23 protein-coding genes are annotated in these 22540 nt (G+C 69.0%); 10 read left to right on the plus strand and 13 right to left on the minus strand.

The window, feature by feature from the left end:
• Positions 1-547 precede the first annotated feature (547 nt).
• Entirely contained in the window at positions 548-1189 is a 642-nt protein-coding gene (locus G6048_RS34945; protein WP_165343609.1) for a DNA-3-methyladenine glycosylase, read from the minus strand.
• Between the two features lie 172 nt (positions 1190-1361).
• On the opposite strand from G6048_RS34945, the gene G6048_RS34950 reads away from it, so the two are divergent.
• The 3 genes from G6048_RS34950 (at position 1362) to G6048_RS34960 (ending at position 3379) form a co-directional block, all read left to right on the plus strand.
• Entirely contained in the window at positions 1362-2147 is a 786-nt protein-coding gene (locus G6048_RS34950; RefSeq protein WP_165343610.1) for a sporulation protein, read from the plus strand.
• A 40-nt stretch (positions 2148-2187) separates the two neighbouring features.
• Positions 2188-2727 carry a YbhB/YbcL family Raf kinase inhibitor-like protein gene (locus G6048_RS34955; RefSeq protein WP_165343611.1) on the plus strand — a complete coding sequence of 180 codons (540 nt, stop codon included), beginning with the start codon at positions 2188-2190 and terminating at the stop codon, positions 2725-2727.
• 145 nt (positions 2728-2872) lie between these two features.
• Complete coding sequence (locus G6048_RS34960; RefSeq protein WP_165343612.1) at positions 2873-3379, plus strand: HNH endonuclease; 507 nt, start codon at positions 2873-2875, stop codon at positions 3377-3379.
• Between the two features lie 71 nt (positions 3380-3450).
• Here the strand turns inward: G6048_RS34960 and G6048_RS34965 are convergent, their stop codons facing one another.
• From G6048_RS34965 to G6048_RS34975, 3 genes are all read right to left on the minus strand, one after another.
• Positions 3451-4386, minus strand: a complete 936-nt coding sequence (locus tag G6048_RS34965; RefSeq protein ID WP_165343613.1) for an SPFH domain-containing protein — start codon at positions 4384-4386, stop codon at positions 3451-3453.
• Between the two features lie 131 nt (positions 4387-4517).
• Positions 4518-4949: an NfeD family protein gene (locus G6048_RS34970; protein WP_165343614.1), complete on the minus strand. Its 432-nt coding sequence runs from the start codon at positions 4947-4949 to the stop codon at positions 4518-4520.
• Positions 4950-5021: 72 nt separating this feature from the next.
• Positions 5022-5813, minus strand: coding sequence for an ABC transporter ATP-binding protein (locus tag G6048_RS34975; protein WP_165343615.1), 792 nt, complete (start codon positions 5811-5813; stop codon positions 5022-5024).
• 121 nt (positions 5814-5934) lie between these two features.
• On the opposite strand from G6048_RS34975, the gene G6048_RS34980 reads away from it, so the two are divergent.
• Positions 5935-6714 carry a hypothetical protein gene (locus tag G6048_RS34980; RefSeq protein ID WP_165343616.1) on the plus strand — a complete coding sequence of 260 codons (780 nt, stop codon included), beginning with the start codon at positions 5935-5937 and terminating at the stop codon, positions 6712-6714.
• Positions 6715-6963: 249 nt separating this feature from the next.
• Here the strand turns inward: G6048_RS34980 and G6048_RS50280 are convergent, their stop codons facing one another.
• The 3 genes from G6048_RS50280 to G6048_RS34995 form a co-directional block, all read right to left on the minus strand.
• Complete coding sequence (locus G6048_RS50280; RefSeq protein WP_165343617.1) at positions 6964-7206, minus strand: chaplin; 243 nt, start codon at positions 7204-7206, stop codon at positions 6964-6966.
• Positions 7207-7388: 182 nt separating this feature from the next.
• Positions 7389-8030, minus strand: a complete 642-nt coding sequence (locus G6048_RS34990; RefSeq protein WP_165343618.1) for a response regulator — start codon at positions 8028-8030, stop codon at positions 7389-7391.
• Complete coding sequence (locus G6048_RS34995; RefSeq protein ID WP_165343619.1) at positions 8023-9168, minus strand: GAF domain-containing sensor histidine kinase; 1146 nt, start codon at positions 9166-9168, stop codon at positions 8023-8025. The genes G6048_RS34990 and G6048_RS34995 overlap by 8 nt, the downstream gene beginning before the upstream one ends.
• Before the next feature lie 201 nt (positions 9169-9369).
• On the opposite strand from G6048_RS34995, the gene G6048_RS35000 reads away from it, so the two are divergent.
• From G6048_RS35000 to G6048_RS35010, 3 genes are all read left to right on the plus strand, one after another.
• The gene (locus G6048_RS35000) at positions 9370-10065 is read left to right on the plus strand and encodes an SDR family NAD(P)-dependent oxidoreductase (RefSeq protein ID WP_165343620.1); all 696 of its coding nucleotides are present in this window, start codon (positions 9370-9372) and stop codon (positions 10063-10065) included.
• Positions 10062-11231, plus strand: a complete 1170-nt coding sequence (locus G6048_RS35005; RefSeq protein ID WP_165343621.1) for an S-adenosylmethionine:tRNA ribosyltransferase-isomerase — start codon at positions 10062-10064, stop codon at positions 11229-11231. The genes G6048_RS35000 and G6048_RS35005 overlap by 4 nt, the downstream gene beginning before the upstream one ends.
• Before the next feature lie 297 nt (positions 11232-11528).
• Positions 11529-12359: a transglycosylase SLT domain-containing protein gene (locus G6048_RS35010; RefSeq protein WP_165343622.1), complete on the plus strand. Its 831-nt coding sequence runs from the start codon at positions 11529-11531 to the stop codon at positions 12357-12359.
• Positions 12360-12474: 115 nt separating this feature from the next.
• Here G6048_RS35010 and G6048_RS35015 read toward each other — a convergent pair whose 3' ends face one another.
• Positions 12475-15027, minus strand: a complete 2553-nt coding sequence (locus tag G6048_RS35015; RefSeq protein ID WP_456243427.1) for an FHA domain-containing protein — start codon at positions 15025-15027, stop codon at positions 12475-12477.
• A 231-nt stretch (positions 15028-15258) separates the two neighbouring features.
• On the opposite strand from G6048_RS35015, the gene G6048_RS35020 reads away from it, so the two are divergent.
• Together G6048_RS35020 and serB are read left to right on the plus strand one after the other, a co-directional pair.
• Entirely contained in the window at positions 15259-17103 is a 1845-nt protein-coding gene (locus G6048_RS35020) for a streptophobe family protein (RefSeq protein WP_165343623.1), read from the plus strand.
• Between the two features lie 152 nt (positions 17104-17255).
• Positions 17256-18461, plus strand: a complete 1206-nt coding sequence (serB, locus tag G6048_RS35025; RefSeq protein WP_165343624.1) for a phosphoserine phosphatase SerB — start codon at positions 17256-17258, stop codon at positions 18459-18461.
• 172 nt (positions 18462-18633) lie between these two features.
• On the opposite strand, the gene G6048_RS35030 is transcribed toward serB, so the two are convergent.
• The 4 genes from G6048_RS35030 to G6048_RS35040 form a co-directional block, all read right to left on the minus strand.
• Positions 18634-19152: a SixA phosphatase family protein gene (locus tag G6048_RS35030; protein WP_165343625.1), complete on the minus strand. Its 519-nt coding sequence runs from the start codon at positions 19150-19152 to the stop codon at positions 18634-18636.
• A gap of 77 nt (positions 19153-19229) precedes the next feature.
• Positions 19230-19445, minus strand: coding sequence for a hypothetical protein (locus G6048_RS35035; protein ID WP_165343626.1), 216 nt, complete (start codon positions 19443-19445; stop codon positions 19230-19232).
• A gap of 201 nt (positions 19446-19646) precedes the next feature.
• The gene (locus G6048_RS51140) at positions 19647-19763 is read right to left on the minus strand and encodes an SGM_5486 family transporter-associated protein (protein WP_106972257.1); all 117 of its coding nucleotides are present in this window, start codon (positions 19761-19763) and stop codon (positions 19647-19649) included.
• An 88-nt stretch (positions 19764-19851) separates the two neighbouring features.
• Positions 19852-21258 (minus strand): CynX/NimT family MFS transporter, encoded by a 1407-nt coding sequence (locus tag G6048_RS35040; RefSeq protein ID WP_165343627.1) that lies wholly within the window; start codon positions 21256-21258, stop codon positions 19852-19854.
• A 61-nt stretch (positions 21259-21319) separates the two neighbouring features.
• On the opposite strand from G6048_RS35040, the gene G6048_RS35045 reads away from it, so the two are divergent.
• Positions 21320-22009 (plus strand): FadR/GntR family transcriptional regulator, encoded by a 690-nt coding sequence (locus G6048_RS35045; RefSeq protein WP_165343628.1) that lies wholly within the window; start codon positions 21320-21322, stop codon positions 22007-22009.
• Between the two features lie 19 nt (positions 22010-22028).
• Here G6048_RS35045 and G6048_RS35050 read toward each other — a convergent pair whose 3' ends face one another.
• Complete coding sequence (locus G6048_RS35050) at positions 22029-22388, minus strand: hypothetical protein (RefSeq protein WP_165343629.1); 360 nt, start codon at positions 22386-22388, stop codon at positions 22029-22031.
• Positions 22389-22540: the final 152 nt, after the last annotated feature.

The following is a 22540-nucleotide window of genomic DNA, read 5'->3' on the forward strand; positions in this document are numbered from 1 at the left end:
CTCCGTGAATGTATTCCCGACTGCGCCTAATTAAAGACTGCGGGATGACACCACGAGAGCGGAACCCCCCGCGGAATGAACGGAAGGGTTCACAGCGTCCTCGCTGTGTTTTCTTCAAAGGAACCTCGTCCCGACCGAATGGCCGGAGACGGGGTATCAACATATCTGGCGTTGATTTTTGGCACGCTGTTGAGTTCTCAAGGAACGGACGCTTCCTTTGTACTCACCCTCGCGGGCTTTCCTCCGGGCTTCCCTTCGGTGTTTCCAACTTTACCAGATCCTTTCGGATCCGATTCCCCGCTGGAGGGGATTTGCCATTAGGCTCCGGGGTCTCCCTGGCGGCCTTTCGACATTCACCACGCTAACCGATCCTCCCCGGCAACTCATAATCGAGTCCTGCGAGTTCGAACTACGGCACGCAGGCGTGACGAAGTCGCCCTCGCTGAGAGGAAGTCGTAGGTAGTGGGTTGGCCGCTTCCGGCTGCTGGCTGAACGCCGTACCCGGTTCAAGCGGCTCGGGCTACATTACGGATCGCCCACGAACGCGTCAAGTTCGGCGACGACGGGGCGTATGGGCCCGGTAAGGGCTCACCGTTGGGTCGTCGGCGATCCAGAAGCGCCAGGGGTGGACGCCTCCGTCGCCGGCCACGCCGGTGCGTGGACCGTTGCGCACCTGGTCGGGACGCACGGGTATGCCGGTGAGCAGCGTCAACGGGGAGCCCTCGGGGGCGCAGGCGTCCGTACCGTCCAGAGCTCTGTCGACGCCAAGAGCCGTGGCCAGGCGGGCGGGGCCTTTGGCCAGTTCCTTGTCGTATCGGGCTGAAAGTCGACGTTTGCGGGCGAGTTCTACACCCTCGGTGATCTCTCCGGCGCGGAGCAGGACCGCGCTTGCCCTGCCCTCCGGGCCGCACACCAGGTTCATGCAGTGCCACATGCCATAGGTGAAGTAGACGTACACATGGCCGGGCGGACCGAACATCACGTCGTTGCGGGCGGTGCGACCGCGATACGCGTGTGAGCCGGGGTCGTTGGGGCCGTCGTAGGCCTCGACCTCTGTGAGGCGGAGCGCGATCAGTCCGTCCGGGGTGGTGCGCACGAGGATGCGTCCCAGGAGGTCGGGGGCGACGTCCAGGACGGGGCGGTCGAAGAACTCCCGGGGCAGGGGCGTACGGTCGGGGGCCGCGATCATGGCGTACGAGCGTAGTGGAAACGTGTGACGGTGAGCGGGGTGGTCAGGGAACTGCCGTCTTGCCAGGGTGGGGCTTGCCAGGGTGAGAGGGTGCGGAACCGGACACGGCCGGATCGCGTGTGTAGGGATCAAGAACCGGACAGAGACAGGCGTTGCCTGAGGAGGAAAAGACATGGGGTTCAAGCGGCTGCTTGCGAGCCTTGGGGCCGGTGGGGCTTCGGTCGAGACGGAACTGACCGAGGTGAATGTCGTTCCCGGTGGCGTCGTTCAGGGTGAGGTGCGGATCCAGGGTGGGTCCGTTAAGCAGGAGATCGAGGGGCTTTCCGTCGGGCTGCAGGCCCGGGTCGAGGTGGAGGGGCACGACGACCAGGAGCTCCAGCAGAACATGGAGTTCGCGAAGCTGCGGCTCGGTGGTGCCTTCGAGCTGCAGGCGAATGCGGTGCACGCGGTGCCGTTCGGGCTGGAGATCCCGTGGGAGACGCCGATCACGATCATTGACGGTCAGCCGCTGCGCGGGATGAACATCGGTGTGACCACGGAGCTCGAGATCGCGCGTGCCGTGGACTCAGGTGACCTGGACCCGATCAAGGTGCATCCGCTGCCGGCTCAGCAGGCGATTCTGGACGCCTTCATTCAGCTGGGCTTCCGGTTCAAGAGCGCGGACATGGAGCGCGGTCACATCCGTGGTACGCGGCAGAAGCTGCCGTTCTACCAGGAGATCGAGTTCTTCCCGCCGCAGCAGTACCGCGGTCTCAACCAGGTCGAGTTGAGCTTCGTCGCGGATCAGCGCGAGATGGACGTCGTCCTGGAGATGGACAAGAAGCCGGGTCTGTTCAGTGAGAGCAGCGACACGTTCCGGTCGTTCAAGGTGGGGCTGAACGACTTCCAGGGAACCGACTGGGCGGCGTACCTCAACCAGTGGATGTCCGAGGTCGGCTCGAAGCGCAACTGGTTCTAGGCTCGGGATCAACTGAAGGAACCGATCAGGAGGTGCCGAGGTGACCGAGTCCAAGAGGCCGCCGCTTCCCCATGACTTCCATCCGACGGTGCCGTCGTTCGCGGTGACGAGCGAGGACGTCGAGCCGGGCGCGGTGCTGAAGGACGCTCAGGTCTACGCGGCCGGGAACACCTCGCCGCAGCTGCGCTGGGAGGGCTTCCCGCCGGAGACCAAGAGCTTCGCCGTGACGTGCTTCGACCCCGATGCCCCTACGGGGAGCGGGTTCTGGCACTGGGTCGTGTTCGACATCCCGGCCTCGGTCACCGAGCTGCCGGCGGGTGCGGGCAGCGGCAAGTTCGAGGGGTTGCCGGAAGGCGCGGTGCAGGCGCGTAACGACTACGGGACGAAGGACTTCGGTGGTGCCGCGCCGCCGCCCGGAGACCCGGCGCACCGTTACGTATTCACCGTGTACGCCGTGGATCAGGAGAAGCTCGGTCCTGACGCGGACGCCACTCCGGCTTTCGTGGGCTTCAACTTGCGTTTCCATACGCTGGCGAGGGCGCAGCTCATCGCCGAGTACGCGGCGCCTGCGGAGAGCTGAGCGTTCACGGAACGTTTGCCCGCCTCTGGTCTTGGAATTGATCAGAGGCGGGCATTTTTTATTGCGTTGTCCATCTCGGCGTGCCCGGCCAGAGTTGATCCAAGCCCGCCAGGGGGTGGGCCGGTGCGCATAGGAGGTGGGCTGGATGCGGGACACGCTGGTACTGAACGCGAGCTTCGAGCCGCTGTCGACGGTGACGTTGAATCGAGCCGTCGTTCTGGTGCTGCAGGACAAGGCTGTCGTCGAGCAGGCCCACCCCGAACTGCGTATGCGCGGAGCCGTGGTCGACATACCGGCGCCCCGGGTGATCAGGCTGTGCCGCTATGTGAGGGTGCCCTTTCGAAGACAAGCTCCTTGGTCCAGGCGGGGTGTTCTGGTGCGTGACCGGCACAGGTGTGCGTACTGCGGCAGGCGGGCGACGACCGTGGACCATGTGGTGCCGCGGGCGCAGGGTGGTACGGACTCCTGGCTGAACACCGTGGCTTCCTGTGCGGAGGACAACCACCGCAAGGCGAACCGGACTCCGGAGCAGGCGGGTATGCCGCTGCTGCGGCAGCCGTTCGAGCCGACGCCGGCGGACGCGATGCTGCTGGCGCTGGGCCGGGATGAGTTCGACGCGCTGCCGGAGTGGCTGGCTCAGCCGGCCGCATAGGCCGTACGTGACTGGGGCCCGCCTCCCGAGGGAGGCGGGCCCCTTCCACATGCGTACGACTGCGTACGACGTCAGTCGGTGACCGCCGGCTTTTCGAGGCGCTCTGTGCCTCCGCCGCCCGAGTTGCCGCCCATCGGGCCGAAGTTGCCCATCGCGCCGCTCAAGCCCTTGAGGGCGTCGCCGATTTCGCTGGGGACGATCCAGAGCTTGTTGGCGTCGCCCTCGGCGATCTTGGGGAGCATCTGGAGGTACTGGTAGGCGAGGAGCTTCTGGTCCGCGTCGCCGGCGTGGATGGACTCGAAGACCGTACGGATCGCCTGGGCCTCGCCCTCGGCGCGCAGTGCGGCGGCCCTGGCCTCACCTTCGGCGCGCAGGATCGCGGACTGCTTCTCACCTTCGGCGGTGAGGATCTGCGACTGGCGGATACCTTCGGCGGTGAGGATCGCGGCGCGCTTGTCGCGGTCGGCGCGCATCTGCTTCTCCATCGAGTCCTGGATGGAGGTGGGCGGTTCGATGGCCTTGAGCTCAACACGGTTGACGCGGATGCCCCATTTGCCGGTGGCCTCGTCGAGGACGCCGCGCAGCGCCGCGTTGATCTCCTCGCGGGAGGTCAGGGTCCGCTCCAGGTCCATGCCGCCGATGATGTTGCGGAGGGTGGTGACGGTGAGCTGCTCGATCGCCTGGATGTAGCTGGCGACTTCGTACGTGGCCGCTCGGGCGTCGGTGACCTGGTAGTAGATGACCGTGTCGATGTTGACGACCAGGTTGTCCTGGGTGATCACCGGTTGCGGCGGGAAGGGGACGACCTGTTCGCGGAGGTCGATGCGGTTGCGGATCGAGTCGATGAACGGGACGACGATGTTCAGGCCCGCGTTGAGTGTGCGCGTGTAGCGGCCGAAGCGCTCGACGATGGCGGCGCTGGCCTGTGGGATGACTTGGATGGTTTTGATCAGCGCGATGAAGACCAACACCACCAGAATGATCAGGACGATGATGATCGGTTCCATCGTGGCTCCCCGTACCCTTCTCCGCCTCGGCGTTCCGGAAGATCTTGCGATTGTTGAAGATCTTGCTGGACGAGTGTGTCAGACCACAACTCTCCACGTGCAGCGTTCCGGCCATGCGACTCCGTGCGACGTCATATGACGATCGCCGTGGCACCTTCGATGTCCACGACATCGACCTCCTGGCCGACTTCGTAGGCCCGTCCTGTGTCGAGGGCGCGCGCGGACCAGACTTCTCCGCCGAGCTTGACCCGCCCTCCGGAGCTGTCGACCCGCTCCAGGACGACGGCCTGTTTACCCTTCAACGCGTCTATGCCCGTGGCGAGTTGGGGCATCTGGGCGCGATGTCGGGCCGCGATGGGGCGTACGACGGCGAGGAGCGCGACCGAGACCGCGATGAAGACCAGGACCTGGAGGACCACACCGCCCCCGAGTCCCGCGGTCAGGGCGCCCGCCACAGCGCCGACGGCGAGCATTCCGAACTCCGGCATCGCGGTTACGACGAGCGGGATTCCGAGCCCGGCCGCGCCGATCAACCACCACACCCATGCGTCGATGTCGTCCACATGGTCATGGTAGGACCGCAGGTCGGGTCGCCGACAGGGCGCCGATCAACTTGGCACAGGCGTTCGAGCTCGTTACGACAGGGGCAGGCCCTGTGCTGTCCAGCGGTCGCCGACCTGCTCGACGACGAGGGGGAGGCCGAAGCACAACGACAGGTTGCGGGAGGTGAGTTCGAGCTCCAGCGGGCCCGCGGCGAGCACCTTGCCCTGACGGATCATCAGGACGTGGGTGAAGCCCGGGGCGATCTCCTCGACATGGTGGGTGACCATGATCATCGAGGGGGCGATCGGGTCGCGGGCCAGACGGCCGAGACGGCGTACGAGGTCCTCGCGGCCGCCGAGGTCGAGGCCCGCGGCGGGCTCGTCGAGGAGCAGCAGTTCGGGGTCGGTCATCAGGGCACGGGCGATCAGGGTGCGCTTGCGTTCGCCCTCGGAGAGCGTGCCGAACTTGCGGTCCACGTATTCGGTCATGCCGAGGCGGTCGAGGAAGGCGCGGGCACGCTGTTCGTCGATGTCCTCGTAGTCCTCGTGCCAGCCGGCGGTCATGCCGTACGCGGCGGTCAGTACGGTCTGCAGGACCGTCTGGCGCTTGGGGAGCTTCTCCGCCATGGCGATGCCGGCCATGCCGATGCGGGGGCGCAGTTCGAAGACGTCGACCTTGCCGAGGGTGTCGCCGAGGATGGTCGCGGTGCCACTGCTGGGGAAGAGATAGCTGGACGCGATGTTCAGAAGGGTCGTTTTTCCGGCACCATTGGGACCGAGGATGACCCAGCGCTCTCCTTCTTTGACCGACCAGGAGACCTGGTCCACCAGAGCCCGGCCCTCCCGGACCACGGATACGTCCTCCAGCTCCAGAACATCGCTCATGAGCGCGCTGTCTCCCATTGCAGTCTCGGCCGTCGCTTACGTCTGTGGACGCAGCCCCCAGGGAAAACCTACGCCACCGGTCCACCGCACCCTTCCATCGGCCGGTCCTTAGGGTGGGGGCATGCTCTCGGAACCACGCTCAGGTCGGCTGGCCGCATGGGGAAATGCCCTGTTGGCCGGGTTTGTTTCGCCGGACGACGCGGTCGTCGCCGTCGTCGGTGAGGACGCCGTGCACCGGGTCGAGGGGCTGCCCGGCGAGACGGGGCCCGTCGGGCTCGCGCTTGCGCTGGGGCGGCTGCGCGGGCTCGGGGTGACCGGTCTTCGGGTCGCGCTGCCCGCGCCGGGGCATCCGCTCGGGCTGAGCGGGCCGCCGGAGTTCAACGCGCGGGCGTTGGACGCCGGGGAGGCGGTCGTCTGTCACGGCGCCGCGTTGGGCCTGGTGCCCGAGGTGTTCGAGGCCGGTCCTGAAGGCGACGTACATGTGGAGGTCGTCTGGCACTGTCTGGCGGTGCGCGAGGCGCCGCCTGCCGATGTGCCGTCTCTCGGCGAGGCCGAGCGGGAGCTCGCGGAGGCGTTGCGCGAGGCCACGGATGTGCTGGCGCGGCTGGATGTGGCCGGTTCGGGGCCCGTTGCGGAGGCGGCGATCGACGCGTATCGGGCTCGAGCCGAGCGAGGTGGCGAGGTGCTGGCTCCTGGGTATCCACCGCGGGCGGTACGGGTGTTGGAGCTGGCGCGGCGGGTGGGGCTGCTCATTTCGGTGGCGTACGAGAACGGCCACGGTGGTGCGGTGAGTGCCTCGGAGATGGCGGCTCGGTCTGAAGTTCTGCGGCCGGTTGAGCGGACGGCTCGGCGGGCGCAAGTTGCGGCTTATAACGCGTTCGTTGAGGAACGCGAGCGGTGACGCTCCGCTGGGGGTGCGGTTTGAAGCTGCGGGTTCGTTGTGGCTTGTCGCTCCCCCACTCTCGGCTTCTCCCCCACTCTCGGCTTCGCTCGAGCGGGGGGACCCCCATGCGGGGGGGGCCCATCGCGGCGGAGCCGCGCATTGATACAGCCCCGCACCCCTGCGGGGCGCGGAAGCGGAGGCCAACACAGACCGGCCCCCCAGAGGCGTCTGGGAGGCCGGTGGTCACTGCTGCCCCGGGAGGGTGTGTCAGCCGTTGATGGCGGCGTTGTTGAACGCCGGGTTCAGGAGGCCGACGACGTTCACCGTGTTGCCGGACACGTTCGAGTCGACGTCGACCGGGGCCTGGACGACGTTGCCCGAGGCGATGCCCGGCGAGCCGATGGCCTCGCCGGAGGCGTGCGCGTCGGTGGCGGACGCGAAGCCGGCACCGGCGGCGACCAGGCCGCCGGCCATCATCGTGACGGCTGCGGCCTTCTTCAGGTTCTTCACTTTTCTCAAGCCCTCCTTGTGGTCACTGCGGCAAGCGCCGCAGCACGCACTGGAGAACGCATCCGATCCCCGGAGGATGCGCCATCTGGGGGACATTCCCACGACGGTATGAATCTCAGCCCGGAACGGAACGCTCCATATTGTCGTCAGGGAGTCGTCAAGTAAGCGTGCCGGCGCGAGGATCAGCCGGTCACGCCATGTCGTACGGCCCACAGGGCGGCCTGGGTGCGGTCGGCGAGGTCGAGTTTCATCAGGATGTTCGAGACGTGTGTCTTGACCGTCTTCTCGGAGAGGACGAGGGCCCGGGCTATCTCGCGGTTGGAGCGGCCGTCGGCGATCAGGCCGAGTACCTCCCGCTCCCGCTCGGTGAGTGAACCGCCTCTGCCCTGGCCGAGGTTGGAGTCCTCCTGGGACAGCAGCGCGTCGGCCACCTCGGGTTGCAAAAGGATGTGTCCCGCGTGGACGGAGCGGATGGCTCCGGCCAGGGCGTCGGGGTCCACGTCCTTGTAGACGTATCCGGCGGCGCCCGCGCGCAGGGCGGGGACGACCGTGCGCTGCTCGGTGAAGCTGGTGACGATGAGCACGCGCGCGGGGTTGTCGAGTTCGCGCAGCCTGCGCAGGGCCGCGACGCCGTCCATGCCCGGCATCTTGACGTCCATGAGGACGATGTCGGGCTTCAACTCCTCGGCCCGGGCCACTCCTTCTTCGCCGTCGGACGCCTCTCCCACGACCTCGATGTCGTCCTGTATCTCCAGAAAGGTGCGCAGTCCGCGGCGGACCACTTGGTGATCGTCGACGAGCAGCACCTTGATTGCGTCAGCCACCGGGGACCTCCATCTCGATCGTGGTGCCCTTTCCGGGCGCCGATTCCACGGTCAGCCGGCCGCCGACTCCGCTCGCCCTGTCGCGCATGGACACCAGGCCCAGGTGGCGTCCCGCGCGTCGTATCGCCTGGGGGTCGAAGCCGCTGCCGTCGTCGGTGACGCGAAGGACCGCCTCGGGGCCGCGCTTGTCGAGGGTGACGTCGACGTGGGCCGCCCCGGAGTGCCGCAGCGCGTTGTGCAGGGCCTCCTGGGCGACGCGCAGGATGGCCTCCTCCTGGGCGGAGGGCAGGGCGCGTACACCGCGGCCGGTGAAGGTCACGTGTGCGGCGTGGGCGCGGTCGAGGACCTGGATCTGGGTGCGCAGCGTGGCCACCAGGCCGTCCTCGTCAAGGGCCGCGGGGCGCAACTCGATGACTGCGGCGCGCAGTTCGTCGGCGGCCTCCGCGGCGAGGGCGGCCACCTGCTGGAGTTCGCCCTTGGCCCGGCCCGGGTCGCGGTCGACGAGGGTGGCCGCGGCCTGGGCGGTGAGGCGCAGGGAGAAAAGCTTCTGGCTGACGGCGTCGTGCAGTTCGTGCGCGAGCCGGGAGCGCTCCTCGGCGATGGTGAGCTCGCGGCTGCGCTCGTACAGGCGGGCGTTGGTCAGCGCGATCGCGGCGTGCTGGGCGAGGATCGCCAGGAGTTCCTCGTCCTCCTCGGTGAAGCCGCAACCGCCCTCAGGTTTCGGGCACTGCTTGTTGGCGAGGAAGAGGATGCCGATGACCTCGTCGTCGTCTCGGATGGGCAGGCCCAGGAAGTCGGCAAGCTCCGGATGGGCGCTCGGCCAGCCCTCGAAGCGGGGGTCCTTGCGCACATCGGCGAGGCGCTCGGGCCTGGCCTCGTGGAGCATCGACGCCAGGATGCCGTGCTGGCGCGGCAGCGGGCCGATGGCCTTCCACTGGGCGTCGCTGACGCCGTCCACCACGAACTGGGCGAAGCCGCCGTGGTCGTCGGGGACTCCGAGCGCCGCGTACTCGGCGTCGAGCAGTTCGCGGGCCGAGGCGACGATCGTCTTGAGGACGTCGCGCACCTCGAGATGCCTGCTCATGGCCAGCAGCGCGGAACTCACCGCGGCCAGGCCCGACCTGGGTCCTTGACTCATGACTTCAACGTACCCGCCGGGTGTGACAGCCCGTATCGGACCTGTGGCGGCCCCCGACTAGGGCGGTGGAACTAGGCCGAAGGGCCCCGGATCATTGCGGCTCGCGTCCGAGGCGGCGGGGGCGGTCCCGTTCCTACGTTGAAGACAGCCGTTGAAGGCAGCCGCCGGACGTGGCGGTCATGGGACGAGGGGACGGTTGGCATGCCGGTAGCGATCATCACGGGGGCTTCGAAGGGGCTGGGGCATGCGCTCGCCGAAGCTCTGGCGGAGCGCGGCTGGGATCTGGTGCTCGACGCCAGGACGGCTCAGGTCCTCCAGGAGACGGCCGCGGCGCTCGGCAAGCACGGGACACGGGTGGAGGCGCTGCCCGGGGACGTCACGATCGCGGAGCACCGGATCGCGCTGGTGGCGGCGGCAGCCCGGCTCGGTGGTGTCGATCTGCTGGTGAACAACGCGAGCGCGCTCGGCGCCGAACCGCTCGTACCCCTGGAAGACCTGGCGCTGGACGGGCTGAGGCGGGCGCTGGAGGTCAACGTGGTGGCGGCGCTCGGCCTTATCCAGGAGGCGCTGCCGCTGCTGCGGGCCTCGACGGCGGGCACGGTCATCGACATCAGCTCGGACGCGGCGGCCGAGGCGTACGAGACCTGGGGCGGCTACGGGGCGTCGAAGGCGGCCCTCGACCATCTGTCGGCGGTGCTCGCCGAGGAGGAGCCCGGGCTGCGGGTCTGGGCGGTCGACCCGGGCGACATGAACACGGATCTGTACGCGGCGGCCGTTCCGGGCGACGAGGATCCGCGGCCTGCGCCGTCGAGCGTCGTCCCGGGGTTCCTGCGGCTGCTCGATGAGCGGCCGGCCAGTGGCCGCTATGCGGCGCCCTCGTTGGTGGGGGCGCGATGACGATCGCCGCTGTGCAGATTCCGGAGGAGTTGCTGGCCCGGGTGCCGGTCGAGCAGCGAGGGCTCGGGGGCGACCGGGACGGGGTGCGGTTGCTTGTCTCGTGCGGGGCTCAGGAGGTGTCCCATCACGCGTTCGTGGAGTTGCCGGGGCTGTTGCGGGCCGGGGATCTGCTGATCGTGAACACGTCGTCGACGCTGGCGGCGGCAGTGGACGGCCGGCTCGGGCACGCGCGCGTGGTGGTGCATTTCTCCACGCTGGGCGAGGACGGGCGGTGGGCCGTTGAGCTGCGGGATCCCGACGGAAGAGGCACCACGCGCGCGCGTGCCGGAGGTCCCGCGGGTACGGAGGTGCGCCTCCCAGGGGACGTACGACTCGTCCTGGAGGAGCCCCTCACCACGCGGAGCCCCCGGCTGTGGTGGGCGCGGGTGTCGGAACCGGACGTCCCTGGGTTACTGCGGCGGCACGGGCGGCCCATTCGGTACTCCTACACGGAGCAGGACCAGCCCCTGTCGGTGTACCAGACGGTGTTCGCGCTGCCGTCCGCGGACGGTGTGGGCAGCGCGGAGATGCCGAGTGCCGCGCGGCCCTTCACGCCGCGTCTGGTGGCGGAGCTGGTGAGCCGGGGTGTGCAGTTCGCCCCGGTCACGCTGCACACCGGAGTCGCGTCGGCCGAGGCGCACGAGCCGCCGTATCCGGAACGGTTCGCGGTGCCCGAGGCTTCGGCGCGGCTGATCAACGCGGCCAAGGCAAAACAAATAAGGCGCGAAGCGCTTCCTTGGAAGGGTGGTGGTGGGCGACGGGAGGGCGGCAGGGTCATCGCGGTCGGTACGACGGCCGTACGGGCCGTGGAGTCCGCGGTCGGCCCCGACGGGGTGGTACGGGCAGCGGAGGGCTGGACCGATCTCGTAGTGACCCCGGAGCGCGGGGTGCAGGTCGTCGACGGGCTCCTCACCGGGCTGCACGAACCGGAGGCCTCGCATCTTCTGATGCTGGAGGCGATCGCCGGACCGGCGGCGATCCGGCGCAGCTACGACGAGGCGCTGCGTGGCCGCTACCTGTGGCACGAGTTCGGCGACATGCATCTGGTTCTGCCGTCCGAGAGCTCTGAGGGGTGCGAGAGGTCTGAGAACCCTCACACAGAGCATTGCGCCAGCAACTGCTGGTGAGACCACTAGGGGCTCGATGTGAGCCCTCGCATAGGACGCACGTCACGTACGAAGGCCGCTAGGAGTTACAAACACCCCATACGAGCGGGGAAGACATGCCAGTCTGCCCCGTTTTGCCCTTTAGGGGTCCACTATCCAGGTTCGTACGTCACACCTTTGCCACAGCATTTTGCGGCCGCTAAGAATGGCTGCCGTCGCTCGACGCCGCGGGTTTCCCCCCGCGGCGTTCTGCCGGAACCAGCAATGTCCCCTCCGGCTCGAGAGCGGCCTCCGCGCCATTCGAGAGGTCCTTCAGTCATGCCCAAGTACACCGACGGTTCCGGCCATCGCCCCGCCCGCGCCAAGCTGACCGAGCTCACCCAGCAGACCAGGACGAAGCTGACCCACACCGGGCAGAAGCTGAACACCACGAGGCAGAAGCTGCCCAAGAAACATCAGCTCGGGATCGCCGGTGTCGCCGGTCTCGGCGCCGCGGCCGTGGCCCTGTCGCTCATACCCGGCGGCGGCTCCGAGGCCGGCACCACCGAGTCCGTCTCCGCCTCCTCCGTCGCCTTCAGCTCCCGGCAGGTCGAGGACGTGAAGGGCGGCGTCGAGAAGCAGCTGAACGACGCCCTCACGCAGGCCAAGACCGCCGCCGAGAAGAAGCAGGCCGACGCCTCGGCCGCCGCGAAGAAGGCCGCCGAGGACGCCAAGGCGAAGGCCGCCGCGGAAGCCGCCAAGCAGAAGGCCGAGCAGGCGCGCAAGGCGAAGGAGGCCGCCAGCCGTGCCGCCCAGCGCGCCAAGGCCAAGCCGGTCGCGAAGACCTACCCCAACAACCTCGACGGCTGGATCCGCGAGTCGCTCGACGTCATGAAGAAGAACGGCATCCCGGGCTCGTACGACGGCATCAAGCGCAACATCCTGCGTGAGTCCTCGGGCAACCCGAACGCCATCAACAACTGGGACATCAACGCCATCAACGGCGTCCCGTCCAAGGGCCTGCTGCAGGTGATCCCGCCGACCTTCCAGGCGTACCACGTCGCCGGCACGTCCTGGAACATCTACGACCCGGTCGCCAACATCACCGCCGCCTGCAACTACGCGGCCGACCGCTACGGCACCATGGACAACGTCAACGGCGCCTACTGAGACCCGTACTGAGTCCCGCGCGGACCTCTGGTCTCAGTACGACGGCGAGGCGCGGCATCCCCTATGGGGTGCCGCGCCTCGTTCGTGCACGTACGCAGTTACCGCACGGGCGTCGTCACTTGCGCATGACCTCGGGCTCGTGGCGGCGCAGGAAACGGGCCACGAAGAAGCCGCAGATGACGCCGAGGACGATCAGCGCGGCCATGTCCATGCCCCAGGCCGAGGCCGTGTGCTCCCACAGCGGGTCCGTGTTGCCCGGGTCATCCGTGTTCGGGCTGATCCGGTTGAAGTCCAGCGTCGTACCGGCGGCGGCGACCGCCCAGCGCGAGGGCATCAGGTACGAGAACTCGTTGACTCCGAGCGTGCCGTTCAGGATGAACAGGCAGCCGGTGAACACGACCTGGACGATCGCGAACATCACCAGCAGCGGCATCGTCTTCTCGGAGGTCTTCACCAGCGAGGAGATGACCAGGCCGAACATCATGCAGGTGAAGCCGAGCGCCATGATCGGAATGGAGAGCTCGAGCATCACGGCGAGCTTGCCGGTGCCGAAGATCAGGCCCTCGTCGGGGATCGTCCGGCTGGAGAAGCCGATCGCGCCGACCATGGCGCCCTGCAGCACCGTGATCACACCGAGGACGATCACCTTGGACATCAGATACGCGGAGCGCGACAGACCGGTCGCCCGCTCCCGCTCGTAGATGACCCGTTCCTTGATCAGCTCACGGACGGAGTTGGCGGCGCCCGCAAAGCACGCGCCGACTGCGAGGATCAGCAGGACGGTGGTGGCCGTGCCGTTCGGGATGATTCTGCCGGTCTTCGGGTTCTCGTTGACCAGCAGCGTCTTGTCCGGGTCGATGAGCAGGCTCACCGCGCCGAGCACCGCCGGCAGGATCACCGTCAGCGCCAGGAAGCCCTTGTCGGACGCGATCACCGACACATAGCGGCGGACCAGGGTGAACAACTGCGAGCCCCAGCCCTGGGGCTTCGGTGGACGCATCGACTGGGCGGGCGGCATCTGCGTCGACTGCGCGGCGACGGCGTCGATGTCCGCTGCGTACATCTGGTAGTGCTGCGAGCCCTTCCAGCGGCCCGCCCAGTCGTAGTCGCGGTAGTTCTCGAAGGCGGAGAAGACATCGGCCCAAGTGTCGTAGCCGAAGAAGTTCAGGGCCTCCTCGGGCGGGCCGAAGTAAGCCACCGAACCGCCGGGCGCCATGACCAGAAGCTTGTCGCAGATCGCCAGTTCGGCCACGGAGTGCGTGACGACCAGGACCGTACGGCCGTCGTCGGCGAGGCCGCGCAGCAGCTGCATGACGTCGCGGTCCATGCCCGGGTCGAGGCCGGAGGTCGGCTCGTCCAGGAAGATCAGCGAGGGCTTGGTCAGCAGCTCAAGGGCCACGGACACACGCTTGCGCTGGCCACCGGAGAGGGAGGTGACCTTCTTCTCCTTGTGGATGTCCAGCTTGAGTTCGCGCAGCACCTCGTCGATGCGGGCCTCGCGCTCCTTGCCCGTGGTGTCCGCGGGAAAGCGCAGCTTGGCCGCGTACTTGAGGGCCTTCTTGACGGTCAGCTCCTTGTGCAGGATGTCGTCCTGCGGGACCAGACCGATGCGCTGGCGCAGCTCGGCGAACTGCTTGTAGAGGTTCCGGTTGTCGTAGAGGACGTCGCCCTCGTTGGCGGGGCGGTAGCCCGTGAGTGCCTTCAGGAGCGTCGACTTGCCGGAGCCGGACGGGCCGATGACCGCGATGAGCGACTTCTCCGGTACGCCGAAGGAGACGTCCTTGAGGATCTGCTTGCCGCCGTCGACCGTCACCGTCAGATGGCGGGCCGAGAAGGAGACTTCACCGGTGTCGACGAACTCCTCGAGGCGGTCGCCGACCAGGCGGAACGTCGAGTGGCCGACACCGACGATGTCGTTCGGGCCGAGCAGTGCGGAGCCGCCCTTGGCGATCGGCATGCCGTTGACGTACGTGCCGTTGTGCGACCCGAGGTCGCGGATCTCGTAGCGGCCGTCGGGCGACGAGTGGAACTCGGCGTGATGACGGGAGACTTGCAGGTCGGAGACGACCAGCTCGTTCTCCAGCGCACGGCCGATGCGCATCACGCGGCCGAGGGCCAGCTGGTGGAACGTGGTGGGGCTGCGGTCGCCGTAGACCGGCGGCGCCCCCGCGCCACCACCGGGGACCTTCTGCGCGTACGGCTCCGACTGGCCCTGTTGCGGGACCTGCGGCGGCTGCTGCCAGCCCTGCTGCGGGGACTGCTGCCCCGGCGGCGCCTGCTGGGCCGCCCAGCCGGCCGCCCCCGCACCCTGCGCGGCGTACGGCTGCTGCTGGGGCTGCGCCTGCGGTGCGGCCGAGGCCGCACCTGCGCTCGAGACGTCCACGCGCGGGCCGTCGGTCGCGTTGCCGAGGTTCACGGACGAGCCCGGGCCGATCTCCATGTGGTGGATCCGCTGGCCCTGCACAAAGGTGCCGTTGGTGCTGCCGTGGTCCTCTATGACCCAAATGCGGCCGTTGAAGCTGATCGTGGCGTGACGCCAGGACACCCTGGCGTCGTCGAGCACGATGTCCCCCTGCGGATCGCGTCCGAGGGCGTAGGGCCTGGACGCATCGAGCGTCCAGGTCCGTCCATTCAATTCCAGTACGAGTTCCGGCACTCCATGCCCCACGTGAGTTGTCCCCCGAGTTACCCCCATCACAGGGAGTCTAGGGATGTCGAACATCGGGGGGAACTATTTCAGGACGACCCCTCTGACCGAAAGTCGGGCCTTGTGATGACCGTGTACGGGCGGCTTGTCCGTTTGCGTTGACTGTGTTCAAACCAACCCGGAGAGTGGTAATCCCACGCGAGGGGGACATCCACGGTGGAGACATCGCGGCGCGCAGTCGGGGGGCTGACGATGAGCTACGAGACCGCGAGGGACGGCAGTCGACTGCCGGTGGGCGATGTGCTGTTGTCCGCGATCGCCGCTGTGAGCTGGGCGTTGATCGGGATGGCGGGCGCGGCCGCGCTGGGGCTGCATCTGCTGGAGGCGGACGCGTCGGGCTCGCTCGGGACGATGACCGCGGCTGTGGTGGCGCTCGGGGCGGGTGGTTCGGTGACGCCGTCCGGTGATGTGTCGGCCTTCGGCCTCGAGGGCGCCGAGGCGGAGACCGCCCTACAGATCACGCCACTGGGAGTGAGCCTTGTGGGTGCGCTTCTGCTGGCCTGGTTCTTCCTACGCTCCTTGCGCGCGGCGGGAGTTGTCGTCTCACCCGGTGAACTCGCGGCGCGCGCGGGCGCGGTCGTGGTGCTCTTCGTGGCGATGCTGGGCGGGCTCGCATGGGCGGGTCACGACGTGATCACGATTGACGGCGGCTCGCTCGGACTCGACCAACTGCCGGGCGGCGGACTGCCGGACGACGTCGAGGTGCCCGGACTCGGTGACATCGGCGGGCTGCTGCCCGACCGCCTCGGGGACCTCGCGGACGCGAACGCCGAGGTCGGCTTCACCGTCGACACCGTGCCGACGCTGCTCGGCGGTACGGGATGGGTGATCGGCGTGCTGCTGATCGCGCTGCTGGCCTCGCGCCGTACGCCATTGCCGCACGGCTGGGACGCCGTGCACCGGCTGGTGCGGCCGGCCGCGTCCGCGCTGGTCACGGTGTTGCTGGTGGCGGTCCTCGCGGGGTTCGCAGCGGCGGCGTACGCGGCGATCGGGGACGACCATCCGAAACGGATCGCGGGCGCCGCCCTGCTCGGAGCACCCAACGGGGTGTGGCTGGGCGTCCCGATCGGGCTCTTCGTGCCGTGGGACGGCTCGGCCTCGGGCGGGCTCGTGCAGTTCCTGCCCGCCCCGCTGGACGAGTTGCTGAGCCTGTCCTCCGACCAGCCCGTCACCCTGGGGCGGCTGGCCGAACTGGACAGCAGGGTCTGGCTGTTGGGGGTCGCGACCGCGCTGATGATGCTGTACGCGGGCGTGCTGACCGCAGTGCGTACGCCGTTCGTACGTGAGCGGGGGGCCGCCCTCGGTTTCGCGGGCCGCTGTGCGCTGCGGCTGGCGATCGTGACGGCGCTCGCGCTGCCTCTGCTGGCCTGGCTGACGGAGGTGTCCGTGGACGCCTCGCTGTCCGTTCTCGGTGTGGACGCGTTCGACGCCGGGATCGAGTTGCACGGGCAGTTGGGCATGGCACTGCTGCTCGGCGCCCTGTGGGGCGCGGGGGCGGGGGCGGCCGGGGCGCTGCTCGCCTGTGCCAGCGGGGCCGCGGGACGGCGCGCGGCGGCGCTGGCTCGGGGGGATGCGGAGGGGCCGACGGAGTCGGCCGGGCACACCAGGCCGGTCGAGCCGGTCGCACCGCCGTATGCCGAGAGCCCTGAACAGCCGGGCCCCTACAGCCCCGCCCCCTCGTACCGCTCACCGAATCCCGATACCAACCCCTATCTGAACCTCCCGGACGATGTACGGGAGCCAGAGGACGGACGGCGGCACCCCGGACCCCGGCCTCCCGGGACCCAAGCACCCGGCGCCCGGTCTCCCGCTGCCCCGCCTCCCGGCTCACGGCCTCCCGGCGCACAGCCTCCCGGCGCACAGAGCCCCGAGAACGGGCGCCCTCCCGATGTGTACCGCGCCCCTACGGTCGCGGGTCCCCACACCCCACCACCCGCCCCGAAGCCGCGCCCCAAGCACGGGCCGTCCCAGGACGGGCCGCCTCCGCCACCGGAGGAGCCGCCGCCTCCGCCCAGGCGGCCTCGCGGACGGCCGTGAGGGGAGGGCTTCGGCGTACCTCGACTGGTGGGGTCTCGTGGGCGTCATGGCTCGGGAATGACGAGGTCACCGAGATGACACCCAGTGTTTCCCGTCCGCTGGGCGGACCGCGGAAGCCGTGGGCAGTGAGTGCCGGTTACTGTGGGAAAACCATGAGCGCTTCGCAGACCACCGACGCCCCCACTCTCCTCGTCAAGATCTTCGGCAAGGACCGGCCCGGCATCACGGCCGGGCTTTTCGACACCCTCGCCGGCTACTCGGTCGACGTGGTCGACATCGAGCAGGTCGTCACCCGAGGCCGGATCGTGCTGTGCGCGCTCGTGAGCCAGCCGCCGGCCGGCGTCGAAGGAGAGCTGCGGGCCACGGTGCACAGCTGGGCGGATGCCCTGAAGCTCCAGGCGGAGATCATCTCCGGCCACGGCGACAACCGGCCGCGCGGCCACGGCCGGTCGCTCGTCACCGTGCTCGGGCACCCGCTCACGGCACAGTCGACGGCCGCGATCGCCGCCCGGATCACGGCGACGGGCGGGAACATCGACCGTATCTTCCGGCTCGCCAAGTACCCCGTGACGGCGGTCGAGTTCGCCGTGTCCGGTACGGAGCCCGAAAAGCTGCGGACCGCCCTGGTGACCGAGGCCGCGGCCCTCGGTGTCGATGTCGCGGTCGTCGCGGCCGGGCTGCACCGGCGTGCCCAGCGACTGATCGTCATGGACGTCGACTCGACGCTGATCCAGGACGAGGTGATCGAGCTCTTCGCCGCCCACGCCGGCTGCGAGGACAAGGTCGCCGAGGTGACGGCGGCGGCGATGCGGGGCGAGCTGGACTTCGAGCAGTCACTGCACGCGCGCGTGGCGCTCCTCGCGGGGCTCGACGCCTCGGTGGTGGACAAGGTGCGCAGCGAGGTGCGGCTGACGCCGGGGGCGCGCACGCTGATCCGTACGCTGAAGCGGCTGGGCTACCAAGTAGGTGTCGTCTCGGGCGGATTCACGCAGGTGACGGACGACCTCATGGAGCGGCTCGGGCTCGACTTCGCCCAGGCCAACACGCTGGAGATCGTCGACGGGAAGCTGACGGGCAAGGTCACCGGCGAGATCGTTGACCGGGCGGGCAAGGCGCGGCTGCTGCGCCGGTTCGCCGCCGAGGCGGGCGTACCGCTGGCTCAGACCGTGGCGATCGGTGACGGGGCGAACGATCTTGACATGCTGAACGCGGCCGGGCTTGGCGTTGCCTTCAATGCCAAGCCGGTTGTTCGAGAGGCCGCGCACACCGCCGTGAACTTTCCGTTCCTCGACACCGTGCTGTACCTGCTCGGGGTCACCCGGGAAGAGGTCGAGGCGGCGGACATGCACGTCGATTGACGGTGCGGGTTCGTTGTGGCTGGTCGCTCCTCCACTCTCGGCTGCTCCCCCACTCTCGACTTCGCTCGAGCGGGGGGACCCCATCGCGGCGAAGCCGCAAATTGACACAGCCCCGGACACAGACGGGCCCGGCACCCTCGCGGTGCCGGGCCCTCCACGTCGTAGAGGCGGGCTACTCGGTCGGTGCCCAATAGGCGAGCAGTGTGCCCAGGCCGGGCTCCAGGGCTTTCCAGGAGCTGGAGAAGTTGAGTACGGCGAACGCTGCTGTGGGGAAGTCGCGGCTGCTCATCCGCTCGCGGGCGTCGCCCTCGGACTGGCCGGCCAGGATGTCGGCCAGGGCCTGTACTCCGGGGTTGTGGCCGATCAGGAGTACGTTCCGCACGTCGTCCGGGGTTTCGTTGAGCACGGCGATCAGCTCGCCTGGCGAGGCCTCGTACAGCCGCTCCTCGTAGACCGTTTTCGGCCGCTGTGGGAACTCCTGAACGGCGAGTTTCCATGTCTCACGGGTGCGGGTCGCGGTGGAGCAGAGGGCCAGATCGAAGGGGATGCCGGTGTCGGCCAGTTTGCGTCCGGCGACGGCGGCGTCCATGCGGCCCCGCTCAGCGAGCGGCCGCTCATGGTCGGATACCTGGGGCCAGTCGGCCTTCGCATGCCGGAAGAGGACAATCTTGCGGGGTTCTGCGACGCTCATGGAACCCAGCTTCGCATGAAACACGCCATGGGGCGCAGGGAGTTGGCACGCTGCCCCGACATGGCGGATCCTCCAGCTCAGGAGCTCTGCTGCAGCACCGTCTGCTGGATGCGCTCGATGAGCTCGCCGACCGCGGGGTCGCTGCTCGCCGCGTGGGCGTCCGCGGGGTTGAGTATCAGCAACAGCAGCGCGACGAAGGCGAGCGCGGGCAGGGCGAGGGCCCACCAGGGCAGCCGAACCTCGACGCCGCCCCTGGTCGCCGAGCTGGGCCGGGTGTGCGTACGGGCCGACATACCGCCTCCGTGGTCTTCGACTGGTCCGTGGAACCGCGTCCTCGCGGCCACACTTCGAAGTTACGGAATGAAGAGCCCTCAACCCATCCGGTGATCCACCCACTTGACCCTGACACTCGCCCCCTAGGGGATGGTGGTGCTAGCCCCACCATCGGCGGCAGATGCGCGCACGGGGGCACTCGCGCCCCCAGAGTCACCGATTCACGGCGAAGCGATCGACGCGATGACGCCGATGATCACGAAGATGGCGAAGAAGGCGCCGAAGACGAGCAGCATCTTCTTCTGGCCGTTCTTGGGGTTCGGGTCGAGCACGGGCATACGGCCAGTCTCGCACCCTTCGTCCGCCCCCTCAGCAGTGGGGTCGCTCGCCTCACCAGAGGGATCGCTCGCCGGAGCAGGCCGGTCATCACCGGGCCCGGCGCGCGGCCTCCTCCTCGACGGTGCGGTCGCGCCCGGCCAGGAAGCCCACCACGATCTGCGGGATCATCAGGGCCGTCATGAGCGCGAGCGGCAGCCCCCAGCCGCCGCTGTGCTGGTAGAGCACGCCCACCAGGAGCGGTCCTGGGATCGAGATCAGGTAGCCGGTGCTCTGCGCGAAGGCCGAGAGCTTCGCGACCCCGGCGCTGGACCGGGTCCGCATGCCGATCAGGGTGAGAGCCAGCGGAAAGGCGCAGTTGGCGATGCCGAGCAGCAGCGCCCAGGCCCAGGCGCCGCCTGCCGGGGCGAAGTAGAGGCCCGCGTATCCGGTGAGGCCGCACAGGCCGAGGGCGATCGCGATCGGGCCCTGATGGGGCAGGCGCGTGGCCACCCGAGGGATGACGAACGACAGCGGCACGCCCATCACCATCGTGACCGCGAGGAGCAGTCCGGCCGTGCCCGCCGGGACGCCCGCGTCACGGAAGATCTGCGGCATCCACCCCATCGTGATGTACGCGGCGGTGGCCTGGAGCCCGAAGAAGACGGCGAGCGCCCAGGCGGTACGGCTCCGGGTGATCCGCACGGCATCCGGCTCTCGGCGCGCCTCGGAAGCCGAAGCCACACCAGAAGCCGAGGCCGTGTCGGAAGCCGAAGCCGCACCAGGTGCCGAACCCGAGCCGGAAGCCAGGCCCGCACCGGGAACCGGAGCCGCACCCCGGCCGCGTACGAGAAGAACCCACGGCACCACGGCCAGGGCCGCGACGCCCGCCCACACGGCGAGCCCCCACTGCCAACTGCCGCCCAGGGCCCCGGTCATGGGCACCGTCACAGCGGCCGGGGCGGCGGTGCCGAGGGCCATGGCCATGGAGTACAGGCCGGTCATGGAGCCGACCCGGTCCGGGAACCAGCGCTTGACGATCACCGGCATCAGGATGTTGCTGACCGCGATGCCCATGAGTGCGAGGGCGCTGGCCGCGAGGAAGCCCGCCGTGTTCCCGAGGAAGGGCCGGATCGCCAGGCCCGCGGTGATGGCCACCATGCCGGCGCACACCACGGTGCCGGGTCCGAAGCGGCGGGCGAGGCGCGGTGCCATGACACCGAAGACGGCGAAGCAGAGCGTCGGTACGGACGTGAGCAGTCCGGCGACGCTGCCGCTCATGCCGAGTCCGGCACGCACCTCTTCGAGGAGGGCACCGAGACTGGTGATCGCGGGCCGCAGGTTGAGGGCCGTGAGGACGAGGCCGACGATCACCAGGCCTGTCCCCCACGCGCGCGGGGCGGGCTTCGGGGATTCGCCGGCGGTTCCGGAGGAACTGCGTAGAGCCATGGGCTGGGATGTGGACGTCGTCGTCCGGGTCTCCGTACGGGTTTCCTCGCTCGCCATGCCGCCCATCATAGAATCATGGGATGATTGGTTGTCCACCTGGAGTCAGCTGCGTTCTGCGCGAAGGAATGCCATGCCCCTGAGCCACCCCCGACGATCGGCTCTCTCCGAGCAGGTCATCGCCGCGCTGCGCGGCCAGATCGCCTCGGGCGAATGGCCCGTCGGCTCCCGCATCCCCACCGAGCCGGAGCTGGTCGAGCAGCTGGGCGTGGCCCGCAACACGGTGCGCGAGGCCGTGCGCGCGCTCGCGCACAACGGCCTGCTCGACATCCGCCAGGGCTCGGGCACCTACGTCGTGGCGACCAGCGAGCTGGCGGGCGTGATGCACCGCCGCTTCGCGGACGCCGATCCCCGGCACATCGCCGAACTGCGCTCCGCCCTGGAGTCGAGCGCCGCGAAGCTGGCCGCCGAGCGCCGCACCGAACGCGACCTGAAGCAGTTGCACGCGCTCCTGGTACGCCGGGAGGAGGCCTGGGAGTCGGGCGACATAGAGGCCTTCGTCGTCGCCGACACGTCATTCCACATGGCGGTGGTGGCCGCGTCCCACAACGACGTCATGACGGCCATGTACGCGGATCTCGGCGAGGTCGTGCGCGACTGGCTGCGCGAGGACGTGGGCGAGGAGCTGACGCCCGAGACGTACATGGACCACACGCGCCTGCTGGACGCGATCCGCGCGGGCGACGCGCAAACGGCCTTCACGGAGGCCGCGAGCTACCCGTTCCTGTGCCGCCCGAGGGGTCTTGTCGCCTCCGGAGACTGAACGCGTCACCTCTGGTGCGTCACTTCTTGTGCGTGACCCACGCCGAGCGGACCTCCTTCCAGCACCGGCCGGTGAGCCGCACGGTCTGCGTGGGCCCCACCGCCACCGGGGTCCCGTCGCTGTCGAGGTCCCACCACCGGTCGCACTCGATGTGCAGGGCGAGCCGGTCGACCTCCGGGTACGGGTTATGGCAGTACGTGATCACATACGAGCCCTCGATCCTGATGCGGCACTCGGCCCCGAAGGGCCTGTCGACGGGCACGCGCGCGTGGGGGCCCGTTTTCACGAGGTTCGCGAGGTGTGGGGTGTCGCCATAGGCCGGAGTGAGCGGGAGGATCAGTGCGGCCAGCAGCGGAGCGAAGCGCGGGAAAAGGCGCACAAGGGAGACCTCCTCCGGGCCGGGGAGGGACGTATGTGATGAACGCCTAGTCCAGAGTGCGCAGTTGCCGCCCTTGACCGCCCGGCCGGTTAGGCCGAACGAGTGACGGGTGAGGGCCCGCGCCCTGCCGACTGTCCGGCAGGGCGCGGGCC

Origin of the sequence: Streptomyces ureilyticus, assembly GCF_011045025.1 — a bacterium.
GTDB classification, from domain to species: Bacteria; Actinomycetota; Actinomycetes; order Streptomycetales; family Streptomycetaceae; genus Streptomyces; species Streptomyces ureilyticus.

What these genes read in the sequence shown, in the direction of transcription:
- G6048_RS35045 (WP_165343628.1), top strand. Translation starts at nt 21,320, where the DNA reads ATGCCCCTGAGCCACCCCCGACGATCGGCTCTCTCCGAGCAGGTCATC.
- G6048_RS35005 (WP_165343621.1), top strand. Translation starts at nt 10,062, where the DNA reads ATGACGATCGCCGCTGTGCAGATTCCGGAGGAGTTGCTGGCCCGGGTG.
- G6048_RS34960 (WP_165343612.1), top strand. Translation starts at nt 2,873, where the DNA reads ATGCGGGACACGCTGGTACTGAACGCGAGCTTCGAGCCGCTGTCGACG.
- G6048_RS34980 (WP_165343616.1), top strand. Translation starts at nt 5,935, where the DNA reads ATGCTCTCGGAACCACGCTCAGGTCGGCTGGCCGCATGGGGAAATGCC.
- G6048_RS34950 (WP_165343610.1), top strand. Translation starts at nt 1,362, where the DNA reads ATGGGGTTCAAGCGGCTGCTTGCGAGCCTTGGGGCCGGTGGGGCTTCG.
- G6048_RS35040 (WP_165343627.1), bottom strand. Translation starts at nt 21,258, where the DNA reads ATGATGGGCGGCATGGCGAGCGAGGAAACCCGTACGGAGACCCGGACG.
- G6048_RS35030 (WP_165343625.1), bottom strand. Translation starts at nt 19,152, where the DNA reads ATGAGCGTCGCAGAACCCCGCAAGATTGTCCTCTTCCGGCATGCGAAG.
- G6048_RS35035 (WP_165343626.1), bottom strand. Translation starts at nt 19,445, where the DNA reads ATGTCGGCCCGTACGCACACCCGGCCCAGCTCGGCGACCAGGGGCGGC.
- G6048_RS35020 (WP_165343623.1), top strand. Translation starts at nt 15,259, where the DNA reads ATGAGCTACGAGACCGCGAGGGACGGCAGTCGACTGCCGGTGGGCGAT.
- G6048_RS34975 (WP_165343615.1), bottom strand. Translation starts at nt 5,813, where the DNA reads ATGAGCGATGTTCTGGAGCTGGAGGACGTATCCGTGGTCCGGGAGGGC.
- G6048_RS34945 (WP_165343609.1), bottom strand. Translation starts at nt 1,189, where the DNA reads ATGATCGCGGCCCCCGACCGTACGCCCCTGCCCCGGGAGTTCTTCGAC.
- G6048_RS35000 (WP_165343620.1), top strand. Translation starts at nt 9,370, where the DNA reads ATGCCGGTAGCGATCATCACGGGGGCTTCGAAGGGGCTGGGGCATGCG.
- G6048_RS51140 (WP_106972257.1), bottom strand. Translation starts at nt 19,763, where the DNA reads ATGCCCGTGCTCGACCCGAACCCCAAGAACGGCCAGAAGAAGATGCTG.
- G6048_RS34965 (WP_165343613.1), bottom strand. Translation starts at nt 4,386, where the DNA reads ATGGAACCGATCATCATCGTCCTGATCATTCTGGTGGTGTTGGTCTTC.
- G6048_RS35010 (WP_165343622.1), top strand. Translation starts at nt 11,529, where the DNA reads ATGCCCAAGTACACCGACGGTTCCGGCCATCGCCCCGCCCGCGCCAAG.
- serB (WP_165343624.1), top strand. Translation starts at nt 17,256, where the DNA reads ATGAGCGCTTCGCAGACCACCGACGCCCCCACTCTCCTCGTCAAGATC.
- G6048_RS34995 (WP_165343619.1), bottom strand. Translation starts at nt 9,168, where the DNA reads ATGAGTCAAGGACCCAGGTCGGGCCTGGCCGCGGTGAGTTCCGCGCTG.